Here is an 18,005-nt window from a genome sequence, read left to right on the forward strand (position 1 = left end):
TGCGCGACCCTGTATGCGCCGCGCATAATCACGTCGGCCGAGCGGGGAGCGGCCAAGGCTTGGATCTCGTTTCGGGAAAGCGGATACAGCGCCGTTCCGATGGCGGCAGTGGACGATTGCATGGTGTTTGGACTTATCGACAAGCTGCGAGGCCGGCGCGAGACGGCGCGGATCGACACCGTCGTCGAGCCGGAGGGACGGATCTACGCGGTTGGCGATGTCCATGGCGCGGCCCTGCTGCTCGAGCGGATGATCGAGCGGATTGCCGCCGAAAGCCGTGCCGAGGGCGAGCCCGCGACCCTGGTGATGATCGGTGACTACATCGATCGCGGCGATTCGAGCCGGGATGTGCTCGATCTGCTCGCCAATCTTGATGCCTGGCCCGAGTTGTCTCCCGTGCTGCTCCAGGGCAACCACGAGGCGATGCTGCTCGACTTCATCGATCGCGGCGCGACACCCTCGCGCTGGCTCCGTTTCGGAGGGTTGCAGACGCTGCTCAGCTATGGCGTCGGCGGGCTCGGAGTCCTGGGGCCAGCCGCTGACGGCCAGGCCGTCGAGGACCTGAGGGCCGAGCTTGCCGAGCAGATGGCTGATCATCTCGATCTTCTGCGGGGCCTCAGCCTTTCCCACAGCAGTGGCAATGTGCTCTTCGCCCATGCCGGCGCCGACCCGGCGCTTCCGGTCGAAATGCAATCCGATCGCGCGCTGGTCTGGGGAGTGCCGGCTTTTCTCGAGCAGCCGCGAAGCGATGGCCGCTGGGTCGTGCACGGGCATTACATCGTGGATGTCGCGCATGCGGCCAACGGGCGGATCGCCATCGACACGGGGGCATACTTCTCGCAGCGCCTGAGCGCGGCGCGGCTTGGCCCCGGGCAACTCCACTTCCTGACCGAGACCATCGAAGACTGAACGAAGAATGGCGCCCCGCCGGGACGGGGCGCCATGGTCCGAAGCAGGCCTGCCGGGGTCAGTTCGATGCGACGTTGGCGGCCTGCAGGAAGATCTGCGGAAGGATCTGGCTGATGACCCGGTTCCACGACGTGATCGGCTGTTCGGCGACGAACACCACATCGTTGGGATGAATTTCGAGCCGGGTCGCGGATGCGAAGTTCACCGCGTTCTCGGCATTGAGATGATAGGCCGTGAGCTTGCCCATCAGCCGCGGATCGCTGGCGGCGCGGATGACATAGATTTCCGAGAAATCGGCCGTCTCGATCGCAAGGCCCTGGATGTCCTTGTGGAACATCACCTCGGCAAGGCTGGCCCTGCGCTCGAACGGCAGCGGCACCCGCTGGGCGCGCCGCACCTCGCCGGTCACGTAGGCGAAGTTCTGCTCGACCGCGCCGAGCTCGAGCCTGCGCTCGAAGATCGCGCGCTCCTCGGCAAGCCGCTGCAGCTCGTTATCCTGAACCTGCGAAAGCACATTGGTCAGCGTCAGCGCGCTTTGCGTCTGCTGGATCTGCGACTGGCGCAATGCAAGCTGCTGGTCGAAGAAGAGCTGCGCGGCGGCCTCGCTGAACTCGGAGACGACCTGGATGCTGTCACCGTCGCGCATCACCACCTGGCGTGCCGTGGGGTCGGAGAGGAAGCGCTCGCCGCCGATCTGGTAGACTTCGTTCCCGCGGAACAGCTGGACCTTCGCGACCGAGGGGTCGCTGACCCTCAGCCCGCCCGCCGCCTGGATCGCTTCGTGCAGGTAGAGGGGCGTCAGCGTAATCGGGACCAGTTGCGGTGAGCCCACGTCGCCGCCCACCGAGATGCGCTGCGAGTTGAACTCCGCCACTTCGAGCGAGAACGAGGGATCGATCCCCGCTGCGACGAGGGCGCGGAAGATCGCTGCCTCGGCGTCCGGCGTGGTCAGGCCGCCGATCTGGACGCGGCCGACGTCGGGAATGGCGATGGAGCCGTCGTCCTGGACGACATATCCCTGACGCTTGGACTGTGCATTGATCAGCGCCGGGAGGTCGTTGAGCGTCGCGGGTGCGTTGACCGACAGCAGCACGACGTCGGCGGGACCGATGCGATAGGGCTCGGGCGCCGCAAGCGGCGGGAAGCGGTCGGGGATGAAGTCCGGGCGTCGCTCGGGCAGGAACTGCGGCTCGGGCGGCGGGATCAGGGTGTCCGGCACGGATGACCGAACGGCATTGCGGGTGCGCTCGGCCGCGCCGGGCTGAAGCGCGAGCGGAAGCCGCGCCGGGATGTAGGGCTGAAGGTTCGCGGCGCGCGCGGTCTCCTCGGTCAGGACGATGACCTCGACATCGTAGTCGGTCCCCTTGGCGTCGCCGAGCGGCGAGCCGTCGCGCACCTGTGGCGACGTGTAGACCACCCCACAACCCGCCATGCTCAGCGCGAGCACGACCGGAATCATTCCCCTCATCGCCATCGGCGTCTCCCCACCTCGCCAGTATGATCTCCCCGAGCCAAGGTCTTAGCATCGGGCAGGGATCGGGTTAAGCGTGAATTGCCCGGAGCGATTCGGACGGTGCGATTGCAGCACGGGCGTGCCTTGAGCGACACGGCCGGGGAGGCGTGCGACGGGATGACCAAGGGTGATGGTGCCACTGCGCCGGTCGAGCGGCCGAGCCCGAACCAGGGGCCGCGCCGCGGCGGCGCGCGTGCCGACATGGTGGTCCTGCACTACACCGGGATGAGTGACTGCGCGGGTGCGCTTGACCGGCTCTGCGACCCGTCGGCAGAAGTCAGCGCGCACTACGTGGTCGACTTGAACGGGCGGATCTTCGCACTCGTGCCCGAGAGTGCGCGCGCTTGGCACGCCGGCGTCGCCGCGTGGGGCGCGGTGACGGACGTGAACTCGCGCTCGATCGGGATCGAGATCGTGAATCCGGGGCACGAGCTTGGCCATCCGCCGTTCCCCGAGCCGCAGATGCTGGCGGTCGAGCGGCTTCTTGCTGGCATCCTCGAGCGCCACGCCATCGCGCCGGAACGCGTCGTCGGGCATGCCTGTGTCGCACCCGGGCGCAAGCGCGACCCGGGCGAGAAGTTCGACTGGCGCAGGCTTGCCCGTGCAGGGCTCTCGGTCTGGCTCGACGCCGACGACACCGCGCAGCCCGACGGCCCCGCCGACCCCGCCGCGTTTCGCGACGCGGCGCGGCGCTTCGGCTATCCGGTCGGCGAGGGCGCCGGGTGGGACGATGCATTGCGCGCGGTCTGGGCCTCCTTCGCGATGCGGTTCCGGCCAGCCGACGCGGCACGAGGCGCGCTCCCGGGGCGCGCGGCGCTGCGGCATCTCGAACGCCTCGCCGCGTCCTGGCCCGTGGCACCGGAACGCGCGTCATCGATCTCTGCCGATTGACCTGCGGCGCGGCAACCCTTACCTCAGCGCTGCGGGCGATCGGATGGCCGCGCTGCCGCGCAAGCGGCGGTGAGGAAAGTCCGGGCTCCACGGAGGCACGGTGCCGGGTAACACCCGGCGGGGGAGGGCTTCGGTCCGGAACCTCAGGGAAAGCGCCACAGAGATCAGACCGCCGGGGCTTTGGTCCCGGCAAGGGTGAAACGGCGAGGTAAGAGCTCACCGCGCCCCCGGCAACGGGGGCGGCACGGCAAGCCCCACCGGGAGCAAGATCAGATAGGGACGACAGGGGCCATCGCGCTCCGGGGCCGCCTCCGGTCCGTCGTCCGGGTAGATCGCGCGAGGCCGCGGGCGACCGCGGTCCCAGATGAATGGCCATCGCCGCATGCTTCGGCGCGCGGCACAGAACCCGGCTTACAGATCGCCCGCACCCCACGATTGTGGAAACCGCCGCCTGGTGCCGGGCCGCTCGTTGGAGCGGATTCCATTTTCTCCCAGACCGACGGAAAGCCTTGATTCGAGCGTCATCGGCCCGCACTTGCATCCCGGATTCGCGGCGTTCATTCTGATATCGTGCCCGAGCGCCTTTATTGTCGACAGTTATGGAATGATGTTCTTTTTTTGTTCCAGTTAAAGACATCTTGATTATAAATTTGGGAGGGTTTGGGGAGGATTTGGGAGAAATATCCTTGTAGGGGGAAGTTCCTCCGGGTATAAGAATCATACGGAGGCGGGCAGACCGAAAAAATCAGGCACCCGATGCACTTCCGGTAACGACAAGACCACGAATGGCAGGCGCGTCAGACGAGCAGGACACACAGGCAAGAGCGACTGGCGAGCGAGGGACGCGGGGCGGACGTGGTGGCCAAAGGCCCTGTCCGCCCCGTTGCGTTAAGGCGGGGCCGCCGCCCCGCAGCGGCTCTCGGGCCGGCACGGCGGAAGGATCGCGGGGGCGTTCCTGGAACGGGATGGCGGCGGGTCGCCGCAGAAATGATGCTGGGGTGGCCCCCGTCGCCCCGGAGTGCGCGGTCGGAGCGGGATGGCGGGGTCGATGCCGACGGTCTTTTCAGGCACACATCCCCACAAGGTCGAGCCCAGGGGACGGGTCTCGATCCCGGCTGACTTTCGCCGCGTGCTGCGCGAGGCCGAGGCAGCCGAGGTTTTCCTCGTGCCGCAGCTGCGCGACGAGCGCGCGCACATGTTCTTCACCGAAAAGAGCCTGAGATCCTACATCCGAAGCTTCGATGACATGGATCTCGATGCCGAGCAGCAACGGGCAATCGACGAGGTGATCACCGGCGAGGCGCGCTCGCTCGCGATCGACGACCTCGGCCGGATCGTAATCCCCGAGGAATACCGCAATTCGATCGGCGTCGGCGCGGAATGCGTGTTTGTCGGGGGCGGATCCTATTTCGAGATGTGGGAGCCCGCCGCCCATGCCGAATACCGCCGGGCCCAGCGCGAACTGGCGCGCGACATCATCCGCTCGAACCGCATCAAGGAGCTTCCGGTATGAGCGCGGCGGCGGCATCCAGGCCGGCGCCGCATGTTCCCGTGCTGCTTGGGCCGGTGCTCGAGGCGCTCGCACCCATCAAGGGTGGGACCTTCATCGACGGGACTTTCGGCGCCGGCGGCTACACGCGCGCCCTGCTGGATGCGGGGGCTGCCCGTGTGATCGCGATCGACCGTGATCCAACCGCCGTCGCGGCGGGCGCACCGCTCGTGGCCGAGGCCGGAGCGCGTCTGACCCTTGTCGAGGATACGTTCGAGCGGCTCGACGAGATCGCCGAGGAGGCCGGAGCGCCCCGGGTCGATGGTGTCGTCCTCGATATCGGCGTGTCGTCGATGCAGCTCGATCAGGCCGCGCGCGGCTTCTCGTTCCTCCGCGACGGACCGCTCGACATGCGCATGGGCGACGACGGGCCGTCAGCGGCCGACGTCGTGAACCGCGCCTCCGAAGGGGAGATCGCGGACATCCTTTACGGCTTCGGCGAGGAGCGGGCGTCGCGGCGCATCGCGCGCGCGATCGTGACGGCCCGGTCGGACGCGCCGATCGGGCGAACGGCCGAGCTCGCCGAGATCGTCGCGGGCTGCCTGCCGCGGCCGAAGCCCGGGCAGCCGCACGCCGCGACGCGAAGCTTCCAGGCCTTGCGGATCGCCGTGAACGACGAACTCGGGCAACTCGTCCGCGCGCTTGCCGCGGCCGAGCGCGTCCTGTCACCGGGCGGCCGTCTGGCGGTGGTCACCTTCCACTCGCTCGAGGACCGCATCGTCAAGCGCTACCTGGCAGCCGCCTCGGGGCGGGCGGGCCAGGGCTCGCGCCACTTGCCGGCGCGCGAGATGCCCGAGCCCCGTTTCGAGCGACCCGCCAAGGCGGTGGATCCGGATGCCGCCGAGCTCGCGGCCAATCCGCGCTCGCGGTCCGCCCGGCTGCGCTGGGCGCGCCGCACCGCTGCAACGCCCGTCGCGCTTGCGCCCGAGACGCTTGGCCTGCCCCGCGCGCCGGTTGCCTCCGAGCTGTTCGGAGGGCGGGCGCCATGAAGCGTTTGCTGGCCGCGCTCTCGGTTCTTGCGGTGGTGGCGATCGCCGCCTGGACCTATGACATCAATTACCGCACCAAGAACGCCTTGCGCGAGGTCGACCGCCTGCGTGCCGAAATCGCGATGCGCCACGAAGAGCAACAGGTGCTTCGGGTGGAATGGGCGTATCTCAACCGCCCCGACCGGCTGAAGCGCCTTGTCGAGATGAACAACGATCGGCTGGGGCTCGTTCCGATCGGCCCCGAGCGCTTCGGCGACGTGGCGAGCGTTCCGTTCCCGCCGCCGCCCGAGGTCGATCCGCTGGAGGCGGCACTCGCGGCTGCAACGGCCGCGGGCGCCTTCATTCCCACGCCTGCGAAGACCAGCATCGATCCTGCCGCGGCCGCGGCCGAGCGGCTGGACGGAGGCGTGGCCTTCTTCCCGGTGAGGCTCGCGGCCGGTGGCCCGGCAGATGCCGCGCTCGCGCTGCCTGCCGCAGTTGGTCCGGCCGCAAATCATGGCGCCGCCCCGGATGCCGAGCCAGCACTGGCGCTCGCGTCTGCCGAGGTCGAGGCCCCGCAAACGCAGGAATCGGGGAATGCTGCGGCACAAACGGATGCCGTATCCGGCGCCGTGGTCGCGGCGGTTCCGATGCCGCCCCGGAGGCCGGAGGCGCTGCGGTGACCGATATCGCCGCCACCCCACAGCGGCGCCAGGCCTCGCCGAAGAATCGGACGGGCCGCGCCACCGCGCGACCGCGGGACGACTGGCGCCTGATGCTCATCGTTGCGGTCTTCATGCTCTGTTATGGAGCGGTCGCCGTCAGGATGGGGGCAATGGCGATCTCCGAGCCCGAGGAGCCGCGCCTTGCCGGCTACGGCGGGGCCGAGCCGGTTCGTGGCGAGATCGTCGACCGCAACGGCGCCTTGATCGCGGCCAACCTTCCGGCCTGGTCCCTCTACGCCCATCCCGCCGAGCTCAAGGACCCGCTCGCGACCGCGCAGGAGCTTGCCGGGATCTTTCCCGACATGTCCGAGGCGGAGCTCGTGCGCCTGCTGACCTCGCGAAATGATTTCGTCTGGGTCCGCCGGCCGATCACGCCGCGCCAGAAGGCGGCTGTGCAGGATCTTGGCCGGCCGGGGCTTTTCTTCGGAGCGCGCGATATGCGCTTCTATCCTGCCGGCCAGGCGGCGGCGCATATCGTCGGTGGGGTGCGCGCGCAAAGCGAGGGTGTCCGGCATGCCGAGCTGGTCGGATCGGGCGGCATCGAGCGCTACTTCGACGAGCGTCTGCGCGACCCGGCCCGGGCGGGCGATGCGCTTCGGCTGTCGATCGATCTTGGTGCGCAGCAGGCAATGCGCGAGGTCCTGAGCGCCGAGGTCTCGCGCCTCGGTGCGAAGGGGGCAACCGGCATCATCATGAATGTCCGGACCGGCGAGATCGTCACCATGGTCTCGCTGCCCGATTTCGACCCGAACGCGCGGCCCTCAGCCGCGGATGGCAAGGGCGCCGCCAACCCGCGGTTCAACCGCGCGGTCCAGGGCGTCTATGAGCTTGGTTCGGTGTTCAAGGTGCTGACGGCGGCGATGGCGCTCGAACTTGGCATCGTCACGCCCGAGACGATGGTCGAGACCGGCTCGGCGGTCGTGATCGGACGGAACGCCATCCGCGACATGCACCGCATGCCCGAGACGCTGAGCGTCACCGACATCGTGGTGCGATCGTCGAACACCGGGACGACGCGGCTTGCGCTCAAGATCGGGGCCGAGCGGATGCGCGGGTTTCTCGACCGCCTGGGAATGTTCGATCCGGTCCCGGTCGAGATTTCCGAGGCGGCCCGTGCCCGCCCGCTCAAGCCGCCGCGCTGGTCCGAGATCTCGACGGCGACGATTTCGTTCGGCCATGGCCTTTCGGTCTCGCCGCTGCATCTCTCGGCGGCTTTCGCGACTCTTGCCAATGGCGGGCAGAAGGTGGTGCCCTCCCTGATCCGCGGCGGTAACCAGCCGGGAGAGCGCATCTTCTCCGAGCGCACGTCGCGCGAGATGATGGCGATCCTGCGCGAGGTCGTTTCGCGCGGCACCGGGCGCCGCACGAATGTCGAGGGCTACGAGGTCGGGGGCAAGACCGGAACCGCCGACAAGCCTCGCCAGGATGGCCGTGGCTACGAGAAGGACAAGGTGATCGCCACCTTTGCCGCTGTTTTCCCGACATCGGCGCCGGCATATGTGGCGGTGATCTCGCTCGATGAGCCGGTCGATCGCTCGGGACCTCGACCGATCCGCGAGGCAAGCCGCACCGCCGTTCCCGCGACGGCCGAGGCGATCCGCCGGATCGCCCCCCTTCTCGGCCTTCGCCCCAAGGGCGGGCGCGTCGCGGCCGAGCTGAAGGTGGCGCCCGTCAGCGTCGCCAGCAACTGAGGAGAACGGATGGCCGGGACCAATCAGACGGCGCAGCGCACACTCGGCGGGCTCGGCCTGCTCGGGCTGCCGGTGGCCGGCGCGACGCCCGATCCTGCCGCCCCCGTCGCCGGCATCGCCGTCGATAGCCGGGCGGTGCGCGACGGGTTCGTCTTCGTGGCGGTTCCCGGCGTGAAGCTCGACGGTGCGAGCTTCGGTCAGTTCGCCGTCCGTCAGGGCGCGCTTGCCGTGGTCGCGACGCCGGCCGGTGCCGAGGTGATCCGCGCCGATCTTGGCGAGTTGTCGGTGCCCGTCTTCCTGACCGAGGAGCCGCGCCTGTGGCTCTCGCGTCTTGCCGCGGCCTTCTACGCCCGTCAGCCCGAGGTGATCGCGGCCGTCACGGGCACGAACGGCAAGACGTCGACCGCGCATTTCCTGCGCGAGATCTGGGCCGCGGCCGGGTGTCGTGCCGCCGCGATCGGGACGACCGGGGTCGAGGGTGACGGCTTCGCCGAGCCGGGAAGCCACACGACGCCCGAGCCGGTGTCGCTGCATGCGCTGCTGGCGAGGCTGGCCGAGAAAGGGTGCACCCATGCGGTCATGGAAGCGTCGTCGCATGGATTGGCGCAGCACCGTCTCGACGGCGTGCGGCTGACCGCGGCGGCGCTCACACATATCACGCGCGACCACCTCGACTACCATGCCAGCTTCGAGGACTACGTGGCGGCCAAGCTGCGCCTGTTCGGCGCGGTGCTTCCGGTGGGTGGGACTGCGGTCCTCAACGCCGACGATCCGATCTTTCGCGAGGCGCGCACGCTGGCTCAATCGCGCGAGCAGCGGGTGATCTCGACCGGCCGCTCGGAAGCCGCTGATCTGCGGATTGCCGAGGCCAGCTACCATGGTGGCGGCCAGTCGGTCACTTTCGTGTTCCAGGGCACGCGCTATCCGGTCGAGCTCGCACTGGTCGGGGATTTCCAGGCCGAGAACGTGGCAACTGCCGCGGCGCTTGCGCTCGGCACCGGGCTCGAGGCGCGCGGTGTCTTCGACGCGCTGCCACACCTGACGGGGGTGCGTGGCCGGATGCAGTTGGCGGCGCGGCGGGCGAATGGCGCGTCGGTCTTCGTGGATTACGCGCACACGCCGGACGCCCTTGCGTCCGCACTCAAGGCGCTGCGGCCGCATTGCCCGGGGAACCTCGTCGTCGTGTTCGGCGCCGGTGGCGACCGGGACCGCGGGAAGCGCCCGCTGATGGGGCAGGCCGCCGCGCAGTACGCGGACCAGGTGATCGTGACCGACGACAATCCCCGCTCGGAGCCGCCAGCCGCGATCCGCGGTGCGGTGCTTGCCGGGTGCCCTGACGCGACCGAGATCGGCGAGCGCGCGGCCGCCATCCTCGCGGGTGTCGATGCATTGCGTGGGCCGGGGGACTGCCTTCTCGTCGCGGGCAAGGGGCACGAGCAGGGGCAGGAGGTGGCGGGCCGAATTCTGCCGTTCGATGATGTCTCGCAGGCGGCAGCATCCGTCGCGGCGCTCGATGGCGCCGAGGCAGCGCTGGGAAGCAAGCCATGAGCGGGTATCTGTGGACCGCGACAGACGCGGCTGCCGCGACCCGAGGCACCGCCCAAGGCGCGTGGGACGGCGTGACCGGCATATCGATCGACACGCGCACGATCCTGCCGGGCGAGCTGTTCGTCGCCCTGATGGGCGAGAACCGCGACGGCCATGCCTTTGTCGCGGATGCGCTGGCGAAAGGGGCGGGCGCGGCGCTTTTAAGCCGCATCCCCGATGGCCTGACGCGCGATGCGCCTCTGCTGGTGGTGCGCGACACCCTCGACGGCTTGCGCGACCTTGGCGCGGCGGCCCGTGCCCGCAGCCGGGCGCGCGTGGTCGCGGTGACGGGGTCCGTCGGCAAGACCTCGACCAAGGAGATGCTGCGCGCCATGCTGGCCTCGCAGGGCCATGTCCACGCGGCCGAGAAGAGCTTCAACAATCACTGGGGCGTGCCGTTGACGCTGGCGCGCATGGCGCCCGAGACGGACTACGCCGTGATCGAGATCGGCATGAACCACGCCGGCGAGATCACGCCGCTCACGCAGCTGGCCCGACCCCATGTCGCCATCGTGACCACCGTCGAGCCCGTGCATCTCGAGCACCTTGGCTCGATCGAGGCGATCGCGGACGCCAAGGCGGAAATCTTCTGCGGGCTCGAGCCCGGCGGGGTCGCGGTACTCCCGTTCGACAGCCCCCATTTCGCGCGGCTGGCGGCGCAGATCGGCGAGGCACGGCCCGTGACCTTCGGCCGGACGCCCGGCGCCGACTTCCGCCTCGACGACGCCCGCATCGCGGGGGCGGTGACGGTCGTGCGGGCTCATGCGCGCGACGTCGCGCTGACCTTCAAGATCGGGGCGCCCGGCGTGCATTTTGCCTCGAATGCCCTTGCGGGTCTTGCGGCGGTCGAGGCGCTGGGCGGTGACATCACCCGCGCGGCGATGGCGCTTGGCCAGTGGCATGCGCCCGAGGGGCGCGGGCATCGCTGGTCGATCCTGCTCGGTCCCGGCGGTCTCGACGGCGCCGTGAACCTGATCGACGAGAGCTACAACGCCAACCCGGCCTCGATGCGCGCGGCGCTCGCCGTGCTTGCCGCAGCCGAGCCCCAGGACGGGGTCGGCCGCGTCGCGCGGGGGCGGCGCATCGCCTTCCTGGGCGACATGCTGGAGCTCGGACCCGAGGAGGCGCCGATCCACGCCGCCCTTGCCGCGGCGCCCGAGATGGCAGGCGTCGATCTCGTCCATTGCTGCGGGCCGCGCATGCGCGCGCTTTGGGAGGCGCTGCCTCGCGAGAAACGCGGCGAGTGGTTCGAGGACAGCGAGAAACTCGCGCACAAGGCGCGCAGGACGGTTGACGCAGGTGACGTCTGCATGGTCAAGGGCTCGCTCGGCGCCCGGATGGCCCGGGTGGTCGAGGCGCTGAAGGGCCTCGGTCGCGCCGTCGACGCGCAGCTGCGCGAGGAGGAATGAGGCGATGCTCTATCACCTTCTGACACCGCTGAGCGAAGGGGGCGATATCTTCAACCTCTTTCGCTATATCAGCTTCCGGGCGGGCGGCGCCTTTCTCACCTCGCTGATCTTTGCGTTCCTGTTCGGTCGGCCGATCATCAACTGGCTCAGGCGCATCCAGAAGAAGGGCCAGCCGATCCGCGACGACGGCCCCCAGCGCCACATCGTCGAGAAGGCCGGAACGCCCACGATGGGCGGCGTGATGATCCTCGGGGCGCTTGTCGTCTCGACGCTCCTCTGGGCACGGCTCGACAACGGCTTCGTCTGGATCGTGCTGTTCGTGACGCTGGGTTTCGGCCTGATCGGCTTCGTCGACGACTTTTCCAAGGTGCGCAAGTTCTCGGTCAAAGGCGTGCCTGGCAAGGTGCGCTTGGCGATCGGCTTCACCATCTCGGGGATCGCTGCGATCTGGGCGACCTCGCTCCAGCCCGCGGGGCTGCAGAACGCGATCGCGGTCCCCTTCCTGAAAGACGTGCTGATCCATGCGGGGCTGTTCTACATCCCTTTCGCCATGCTGGTGATCGCGGGGGCGGCGAACGCCGTCAACCTGACCGACGGGCTGGACGGGCTTGCCATCATGCCCGCGATGATCGCGGCGGGAACCCTGGGGATCATCGCCTATGTGGTGGGGCGATCCGACTTCACAGACTACCTCCAGCTTCACTATGTGCCGGGAACGGGTGAGACGCTGATCATCTGCTCCGCCCTGATCGGCGCAGGGCTCGGGTTTCTTTGGTACAACGCCCCGCCCGCGATGGTGTTCATGGGCGACACGGGATCGCTGGCGCTGGGCGGTGGGCTCGGCGCGATCGCGGTTTCCACCAAGCACGAGATCGTCCTCGGCATCATCGGCGGGCTCTTCGTGGTCGAGGCGCTGAGCGTCATCGTGCAGGTGGCGAGCTTCAAGCTCACGGGCAAGCGGGTCTTCCGCATGGCGCCGATCCATCACCATTTCGAGCAGAAGGGCTGGGCCGAGCCGACCATCGTGATCCGCTTCTGGATCATCGCGGTGATCCTGGGCCTGATCGGCCTCGCCACGCTGAAGCTGAGGTGATGCGGGGGGCGGCGGGCATGGTGGTGGCTCTGGCGCTGCTCACGGGCGGTGCCGCCGAGGCCTGCCGGTTCGACCAACTGCCGACGCTCGAGCGGCTTGCCGAAGCCGATGCCGTCGTCCGGGCCAGGCTTGTCTCGCGCAGGGCCGGGCCGGCTCTCACCGGCGGCGACGGCCGCGGTGGCGACGAGAGCGAGATCCTGACCCTGCGCGTGCTCCATACCTACAAGGGTGATGTGCGGGCCGAGTGGGAGGTGATCTGGCGCCTCGGCTTCGGCGTGACGAGCCATACGTCGCTCGGGAAACGACTCTACACCGACAACCCGCATTTCAATCTTCGCGACGGTGGCGACTACATCGCTGGAATCGTGATTTCCCCACACCCTTACGTCGCGGTCATCGATGGCGGGAGCCAGGGCGGAGCAGGCATGGACGGCACGACCCCCGCCGGTCGGCTCCCGTTCCTGATGTTCGATTTCTGCTCGGCCGGGGCCGCGTACCTCTTCCCCTTCGACCGGGCGACCGAGGCTCGGGTGACCGCGATCATGGGGCTGCCGCAGTGATCCCCGTGCGCGTCTTCGCGGATCGACGCGTCGGCGTGCTCGGCCTCGGCCGTTCGGGCCTGCCGGCGGCGCGCGCGCTCGCTGCCGGCGGCGCGGTGCCGGTCTGCTGGGACGACGGCGAGGCGGCGCGTGACGCGGCCGCTGCCGAGGGCTTCGAGATTGCCGATCTCACACGCCCGCGCGAGGCGGCGGCACTCGCGGCGCTGGTCGTCTCGCCCGGAATTCCGCACCTGCACCCCGCGCCCCATCCGGCTGTGACAGCAGCGTGGAACGCCGGGGTTCCGGTCGACAACGACGTCGGGCTCTTCTTTCAGGCGCTGGCGGTCGTGGGAGCCGAGGCGCAGGTCGTGGCCGTCACCGGCTCGAACGGAAAATCGACGACCACGGCGCTGATCCATCACGTCCTGCGTACGGCCGGACGGCCGGTTCAGATGGGGGGCAATATCGGGCGCGGCGTGCTCGACCTCGACCCGCCGGCGGATGGTGAGGCCATCGTGCTCGAACTGTCATCCTACCAGATCGAGCTTGCGCGGGTGCTGGCGCCCGAGATTGCGGTCTTCCTCAATCTCTCGGCCGATCATCTCGACCGCCATGGCGGCATGGGGGGCTATTTCGCCGCCAAGCGCCGCCTGTTCGAGATGGGCGCGCCGCGGCGCATGGTGATCGGGGTCGATGACGACTACGGCCGCTTCCTCGCGAATTCCGAGTTCGAGGAGGACGAGGAAGGCACCCGCGTGATCGAGGTCTCGGCCGCGCACAAGCTCAGGGCCGAGGGCTGGTCCGTCTACATGAACCGCCGCTTTCTCAGCGAATGGCGCCGTGGCCGGCAGGTCGCCGCGTTCGACATGGCTGGTGCGCCGGGCCTGATTGGCGCACACAACCATCAAAACGCTTGTGCCGCCTGGGCCACCTGCCGCGCCCTGGGCCTCGGGCCGCGCCAGATCGAGATTGGCCTTGCCTCGTTCCCCGGACTCGCGCACCGCATGGAGCGTCTTGGAACGGTGCGCGGCATCCCGGTGATCAACGACTCGAAAGCCACGAATGCCGATGCCACCGAGAAGGCTCTGCTTGCCTTCGAGCGCGTGCGGCTGATCGCTGGCGGCCAGCCCAAGGAGGGCGGCATCGCCGCGCTGCGGCCGCTGTTTCCGCGCATCGCCAAGTGCTATCTGATCGGCGAGGCCGCGCCCGCCTTCGCCGCCGCGCTGGGCGATGCGGTGGCGCACGAGCAATCCGGCACCCTGGAGCGTGCGACCGCGGCAGCGCTGGCCGAGGCCGAGCCGGGTGAGGCCGTGCTGCTCAGCCCGGCTTGCGCGAGCTGGGATCAGTTCCGCAGCTTCGAGCACCGCGGCGACAGTTTCCGCGCGCTGGTCGCGCCACATCTCGACCGCGAGGGAGGGTCATGACCGAACTCACATTCCGCCCCGCCGGGCTCAGGGCAGACGGCGCCTTGTTCGCCGACTGGTGGCACACTGTCGATCGCTGGACGATCGGCGCGGTGGCGCTGCTGTTCGCGCTCGGGATGGTCCTTGCGCTGGCCGCCTCGCCGCCGCTGGCCGAGAAGAACGATCTGTGGACCTATCACTACGTGCTGCGCCACGCCGTCTTTGCCGTGCTTGCGCTCGGCGTGGTGCTGGGCGTCTCGGCGGTGCCGGCACATCTGCTGCGCCGCGGTGGGGCGGTCGCCTTCCTGGGCTTTTTCGCGATCACCTTGATGCTGCCGGCCTTCGGCACCGATTTCGGCAAGGGCGCGACGCGATGGTATTCGCTCGGCTTCATCAGCCTGCAGCCGTCCGAGTTCCTCAAGCCGGCCTTCGTTCTGATTGCCGCGTGGCTCATGGCTGGCGCGGCGGAGCGCAATGGGCCCCCGGGCCGTCTGATCTCGGGCGCGCTTGCGATCGCGATCGCGACGACCCTCGCCCTTCAGCCCGATTTCGGGCAGGCGATGCTGACCCTCGCGGTCTGGGCGGTGATGCTGTTCGTCTCGGGTGCGCCGCTGTTCCTGCTGATCGGGCTGGCCGGCGCGGTCGGGCTCGCGGGCACGGCCGCCTATCTGAACTCGTCGCATTTTGCCGGGCGCATCAACGGCTACCTGGCCGAGGAGGTCGATCCGAACACCCAGCTGGCCTATGCCCAAAGCGCGATCCGCGAGGGCGGGCTTTTCGGCGTCGGCGCCGCGCAGGGATCCGTCAAGTGGACGCTGCCGGACGCACATACCGATTTCATCATCGCGGTCGCGGCCGAGGAGTTCGGGCTGATCCTGACGCTTCTGATCATCGGGATCTACCTCTTCATCGTCGTGCGCGCGCTGCTTCGCCTGCTCGAGGAGCGCAACATGTTCATCCGGCTCGCGGGGACCGGACTTGCTGCCGCCTTCGCGCTCCAGGCCTTCATCAACATGTCGGTCGCGATCCGGCTTCTTCCGGCCAAGGGCATGACGCTTCCGTTCATTTCCTATGGCGGGTCGTCGATGGTCGCCGCAGCACTCGGCGTGGGCGCGCTGCTGGCGTTGACCCGGGCGCGGCCGCAGGATCCGGGCGCAAGCCTGAGGGACTCGATATGACCGATCCGCTGCTCGTCATCGCCGCGGGCGGCACGGGAGGGCACATGTTTCCCGCCCAGGCACTTGCCGAGGCGATGCTGGCGCGCGGATGGCGGGTCATGCTCACGACGGATGCGCGCGGCCTGCGCTACGCGGACGGGTTTCCCGACGCCGTCGAACGGATCGAGCTGCCCTCGGCCACGCTGGGGCAGGGCGGGATCCTCTCCCGCCTGCTTGCGCCTTTCACCATTCTGCGCGGGGTGCTTCGCGCGCTTTTCCGCTTTCGTGCCGACCGGCCGGCCTGCGTTGCGGGCTTCGGCGGGTATCCGTCGCTGCCGGCGCTGAGTGCCGCCTGGCTGATGGGCCTGCCGCGCCTGATCCACGAGCAGAACGGTGTGCTGGGCCGGGTGAACCGGCTCTTTGCACGCCATGTCGACAGGGTATGCTGCGGCACCTGGCCCCTGGTGCACACGCCGGCGGGTGCGCGGCTCGAACATGTCGGAAATCCCGTTCGTGCCGAAGCGGCGGCATTCGCGGGCGCCGCTTACGTGCCGGCAGGCGATGGCGAGGTGCGACTGCTGGTCTTCGGTGGCAGTCAGGGCGCGTCGGTCTTCGCCCGGCTCGTGCCGCCGGCTCTGGCCTTGCTGCCCATCGAGCTTCGCGCCCAGATCCGTCTCACGCAGCAAGTCCGCCCGGGCGAGGAGGACGAGGTCGCGCGTGCCTTCCGCGAGGCCGGCGTCGAGGCCGAGCTGGCGCCCTTCTTTTCCGACATGCCGGCGCGGATCGCGGCCTCCCACCTCGTGATTGCGCGGGCGGGTGCATCGACCATCGCCGAGCTTTCGGCGATCGGCCGGCCCGCAATCCTCGTGCCCTACCCGCATGCCACCGACGACCATCAAAGCGCCAATGCCGCTGCCATCGCTGCCGCCGGCGGCGCCATCGTGATGCGCGAGACCGGACTTACGCCTGATCTGCTCGCGGGGGATCTCGCGCGGCTCCTTATCGACCCGGTCGCGGCGGCCCGGATGGCCGCGGCCAGCCGGTCGCTCGGGAAGCCGGAGGCGGCTGCAACGCTTGCGGGCATCGTCGCAACTCTTGGCAACCGTGCGGAGGGCTGATACCTCCCCGGTCACCGCCGGATCCTCAGGAGTGCCCGAAAGTGAACCCGCCGACCGCTCTTCCTCTCGACATCGGCCCCATCCATTTCATCGGGATCGGCGGCATCGGCATGTCGGGCATCGCCGAGGTGATGATCAATCTTGGCTATGACGTCCAGGGCTCGGACCTTCGGGCCGGACCGATCACGGAACGCCTGACCCAGCTTGGGGCGCGCATCCATGTCGGCCACGCGGCCGAGAACCTTGGCGACGCGCGCGTCGTGGTGATCTCGTCGGCGGTGAAGACCGGAAACCCCGAGCTCGATGCCGCGCGCACGCGCGCCCTTCCGGTGGTGCGCAGGGCCGAGATGCTGGCCGAGCTGATGCGCCTGAAATGGAACGTCGCCGTCGCCGGCACCCACGGCAAGACGACGACCACCTCGCTCGTCGCGGCGCTGCTCGACGCGGGCAGCCTCGATCCCACCGTGATCAATGGCGGCATCATCCAGGCCTACGGCTCGAACGCCCGTCCGGGCGAGGGCCGCTGGATGGTGGTCGAGGCCGACGAGTCCGACGGCACCTTCGTGAAGCTTCCGGCCACGGTCGCCGTGGTCACGAATATCGACCCCGAGCACATGGACCACTACGGCTCGGTCGAGGCGCTGCGGGACGGCTTCGACGCCTTCGTGTCGAACATCCCGTTCTATGGCGCTCTGGTCGCCTGCATCGACCACCCGGAGGTGCAGAGCCTGATCGGCCGTGTCACCGACCGACGCGTTGTGACCTATGGCACCTCGCGCCAGGCCGACATCCGCGCCGAGAACATCGAGCACGACGCGGGCCGGATGCGCTTCGACGTGGTGATCCGCATGCCCGAGGGTGACGAGCGCCACCATGCCATGACCCTGCCGATGCCGGGCGAGCACAACGTCCTGAACGCCCTTGCCGCGATCGGTGTCGCGCGCGAGCTCAAGATTGGCATGGATGCCGTTCGCAAGGGCTTCGAGGGGTTCTCGGGCGTCAAGCGGCGTTTCACGCGTGTGGGCGAGTGGCGGGGGATCCCGATCATCGACGACTACGGTCATCACCCGGTCGAGATCGCGGCGGTGCTGCGCGCCGCGCGGCGGTCCACCTCGGGCCGGGTGATCGCGATCCACCAGCCGCACCGCTACTCGCGGCTGCACGATCTGTTCGAGGAGTTCTGCGCCTGCTTCAACGATGCCGATGTCGTGGCGATCACCGATGTGTACGCTGCCGGCGAGCAGCCGATCGAAGGCATCAGCCGCGACGCCCTGGTGGGCGGCCTGCGCGCGCATGGCCATCGCTCGGCCCATGCCATCAAGGCGCCCGAGGGTCTGGCGGAGTTCGTGGCTGCTCATGCAACGCCTGACGATCTGGTCGTCTGCCTCGGTGCCGGGACCATCTCGGGCTGGGCCAACGCGCTGCCCGGCGAGCTGGCCGCGCGCGACTGAGG

At 69.1% G+C, this 18,005-nt stretch carries 15 protein-coding genes and 1 other RNA gene; 15 read left to right on the forward strand and 1 reads right to left on the reverse strand.

Annotated features, from left to right (window positions below):
* Window positions 1-120 precede the first annotated feature (120 nt).
* Entirely contained in the window at window positions 121-909 is a 789-nt protein-coding gene (locus H0I76_RS10665) for a metallophosphoesterase (protein WP_200609852.1), read from the forward strand.
* A 58-nt stretch (window positions 910-967) separates the two neighbouring features.
* On the opposite strand, the gene H0I76_RS10670 is transcribed toward H0I76_RS10665, so the two are convergent.
* A complete protein-coding gene (locus H0I76_RS10670) occupies window positions 968-2,383 on the reverse strand; it encodes a polysaccharide biosynthesis/export family protein (RefSeq protein WP_200609853.1) in 1,416 nt (471 codons plus the stop codon).
* Window positions 2,384-2,539: 156 nt separating this feature from the next.
* Here H0I76_RS10670 and H0I76_RS10675 point away from each other — a divergent pair, with 156 nt between their 5' ends.
* The 14 genes from H0I76_RS10675 (at window position 2,540) to murC (ending at window position 18,003) form a co-directional block, all read left to right on the forward strand.
* Complete coding sequence (locus tag H0I76_RS10675) at window positions 2,540-3,313, forward strand: N-acetylmuramoyl-L-alanine amidase (RefSeq protein ID WP_200609854.1); 774 nt, start codon at window positions 2,540-2,542, stop codon at window positions 3,311-3,313.
* A gap of 31 nt (window positions 3,314-3,344) precedes the next feature.
* Window positions 3,345-3,743: RNase P RNA component class A (rnpB, locus tag H0I76_RS10680), an RNA gene on the forward strand.
* A 618-nt stretch (window positions 3,744-4,361) separates the two neighbouring features.
* Complete coding sequence (locus H0I76_RS10685) at window positions 4,362-4,826, forward strand: division/cell wall cluster transcriptional repressor MraZ (RefSeq protein WP_200609855.1); 465 nt, start codon at window positions 4,362-4,364, stop codon at window positions 4,824-4,826.
* Window positions 4,823-5,851, forward strand: coding sequence for a 16S rRNA (cytosine(1402)-N(4))-methyltransferase RsmH (rsmH, locus tag H0I76_RS10690; RefSeq protein WP_200609856.1), 1,029 nt, complete (start codon window positions 4,823-4,825; stop codon window positions 5,849-5,851). The genes H0I76_RS10685 and rsmH overlap by 4 nt, the downstream gene beginning before the upstream one ends.
* On the forward strand, window positions 5,848-6,513 hold the full coding sequence (ftsL, locus tag H0I76_RS10695) for a cell division protein FtsL (protein ID WP_200609857.1): 666 nt from the start codon (window positions 5,848-5,850) through the stop codon (window positions 6,511-6,513). Before rsmH ends, ftsL begins: the two co-directional genes overlap by 4 nt.
* Window positions 6,510-8,246 (forward strand): peptidoglycan D,D-transpeptidase FtsI family protein, encoded by a 1,737-nt coding sequence (locus H0I76_RS10700; protein ID WP_200609858.1) that lies wholly within the window; start codon window positions 6,510-6,512, stop codon window positions 8,244-8,246. Before ftsL ends, H0I76_RS10700 begins: the two co-directional genes overlap by 4 nt.
* Before the next feature lie 9 nt (window positions 8,247-8,255).
* Window positions 8,256-9,794, forward strand: coding sequence for a UDP-N-acetylmuramoyl-L-alanyl-D-glutamate--2,6-diaminopimelate ligase (locus H0I76_RS10705; RefSeq protein ID WP_200609859.1), 1,539 nt, complete (start codon window positions 8,256-8,258; stop codon window positions 9,792-9,794).
* The gene (locus H0I76_RS10710; RefSeq protein WP_200609860.1) at window positions 9,791-11,242 is read left to right on the forward strand and encodes a UDP-N-acetylmuramoylalanyl-D-glutamyl-2,6-diaminopimelate--D-alanyl-D-alanine ligase; all 1,452 of its coding nucleotides are present in this window, start codon (window positions 9,791-9,793) and stop codon (window positions 11,240-11,242) included. The genes H0I76_RS10705 and H0I76_RS10710 overlap by 4 nt, the downstream gene beginning before the upstream one ends.
* Before the next feature lie 4 nt (window positions 11,243-11,246).
* On the forward strand, window positions 11,247-12,335 hold the full coding sequence (mraY, locus tag H0I76_RS10715; protein ID WP_200609861.1) for a phospho-N-acetylmuramoyl-pentapeptide-transferase: 1,089 nt from the start codon (window positions 11,247-11,249) through the stop codon (window positions 12,333-12,335).
* Window positions 12,335-12,895, forward strand: coding sequence for a hypothetical protein (locus H0I76_RS10720; protein WP_200609862.1), 561 nt, complete (start codon window positions 12,335-12,337; stop codon window positions 12,893-12,895). Before mraY ends, H0I76_RS10720 begins: the two co-directional genes overlap by 1 nt.
* Complete coding sequence (gene murD, locus H0I76_RS10725; protein WP_200609863.1) at window positions 12,892-14,298, forward strand: UDP-N-acetylmuramoyl-L-alanine--D-glutamate ligase; 1,407 nt, start codon at window positions 12,892-12,894, stop codon at window positions 14,296-14,298. Before H0I76_RS10720 ends, murD begins: the two co-directional genes overlap by 4 nt.
* Window positions 14,295-15,455, forward strand: coding sequence for a peptidoglycan glycosyltransferase FtsW (locus H0I76_RS10730; protein ID WP_200609864.1), 1,161 nt, complete (start codon window positions 14,295-14,297; stop codon window positions 15,453-15,455). The genes murD and H0I76_RS10730 overlap by 4 nt, the downstream gene beginning before the upstream one ends.
* Entirely contained in the window at window positions 15,452-16,552 is a 1,101-nt protein-coding gene (gene murG / locus H0I76_RS10735; protein WP_200609865.1) for an undecaprenyldiphospho-muramoylpentapeptide beta-N-acetylglucosaminyltransferase, read from the forward strand. The genes H0I76_RS10730 and murG overlap by 4 nt, the downstream gene beginning before the upstream one ends.
* Window positions 16,553-16,593: 41 nt before the next feature.
* Window positions 16,594-18,003 (forward strand): UDP-N-acetylmuramate--L-alanine ligase, encoded by a 1,410-nt coding sequence (gene murC / locus H0I76_RS10740; RefSeq protein ID WP_200609866.1) that lies wholly within the window; start codon window positions 16,594-16,596, stop codon window positions 18,001-18,003.
* Window positions 18,004-18,005 lie beyond the last annotated feature (2 nt).

The sequence above is a fragment of the Thermohalobaculum xanthum genome (assembly GCF_016623495.1).
Lineage (GTDB): Bacteria > Pseudomonadota > Alphaproteobacteria > Rhodobacterales > Rhodobacteraceae > Thermohalobaculum > Thermohalobaculum xanthum.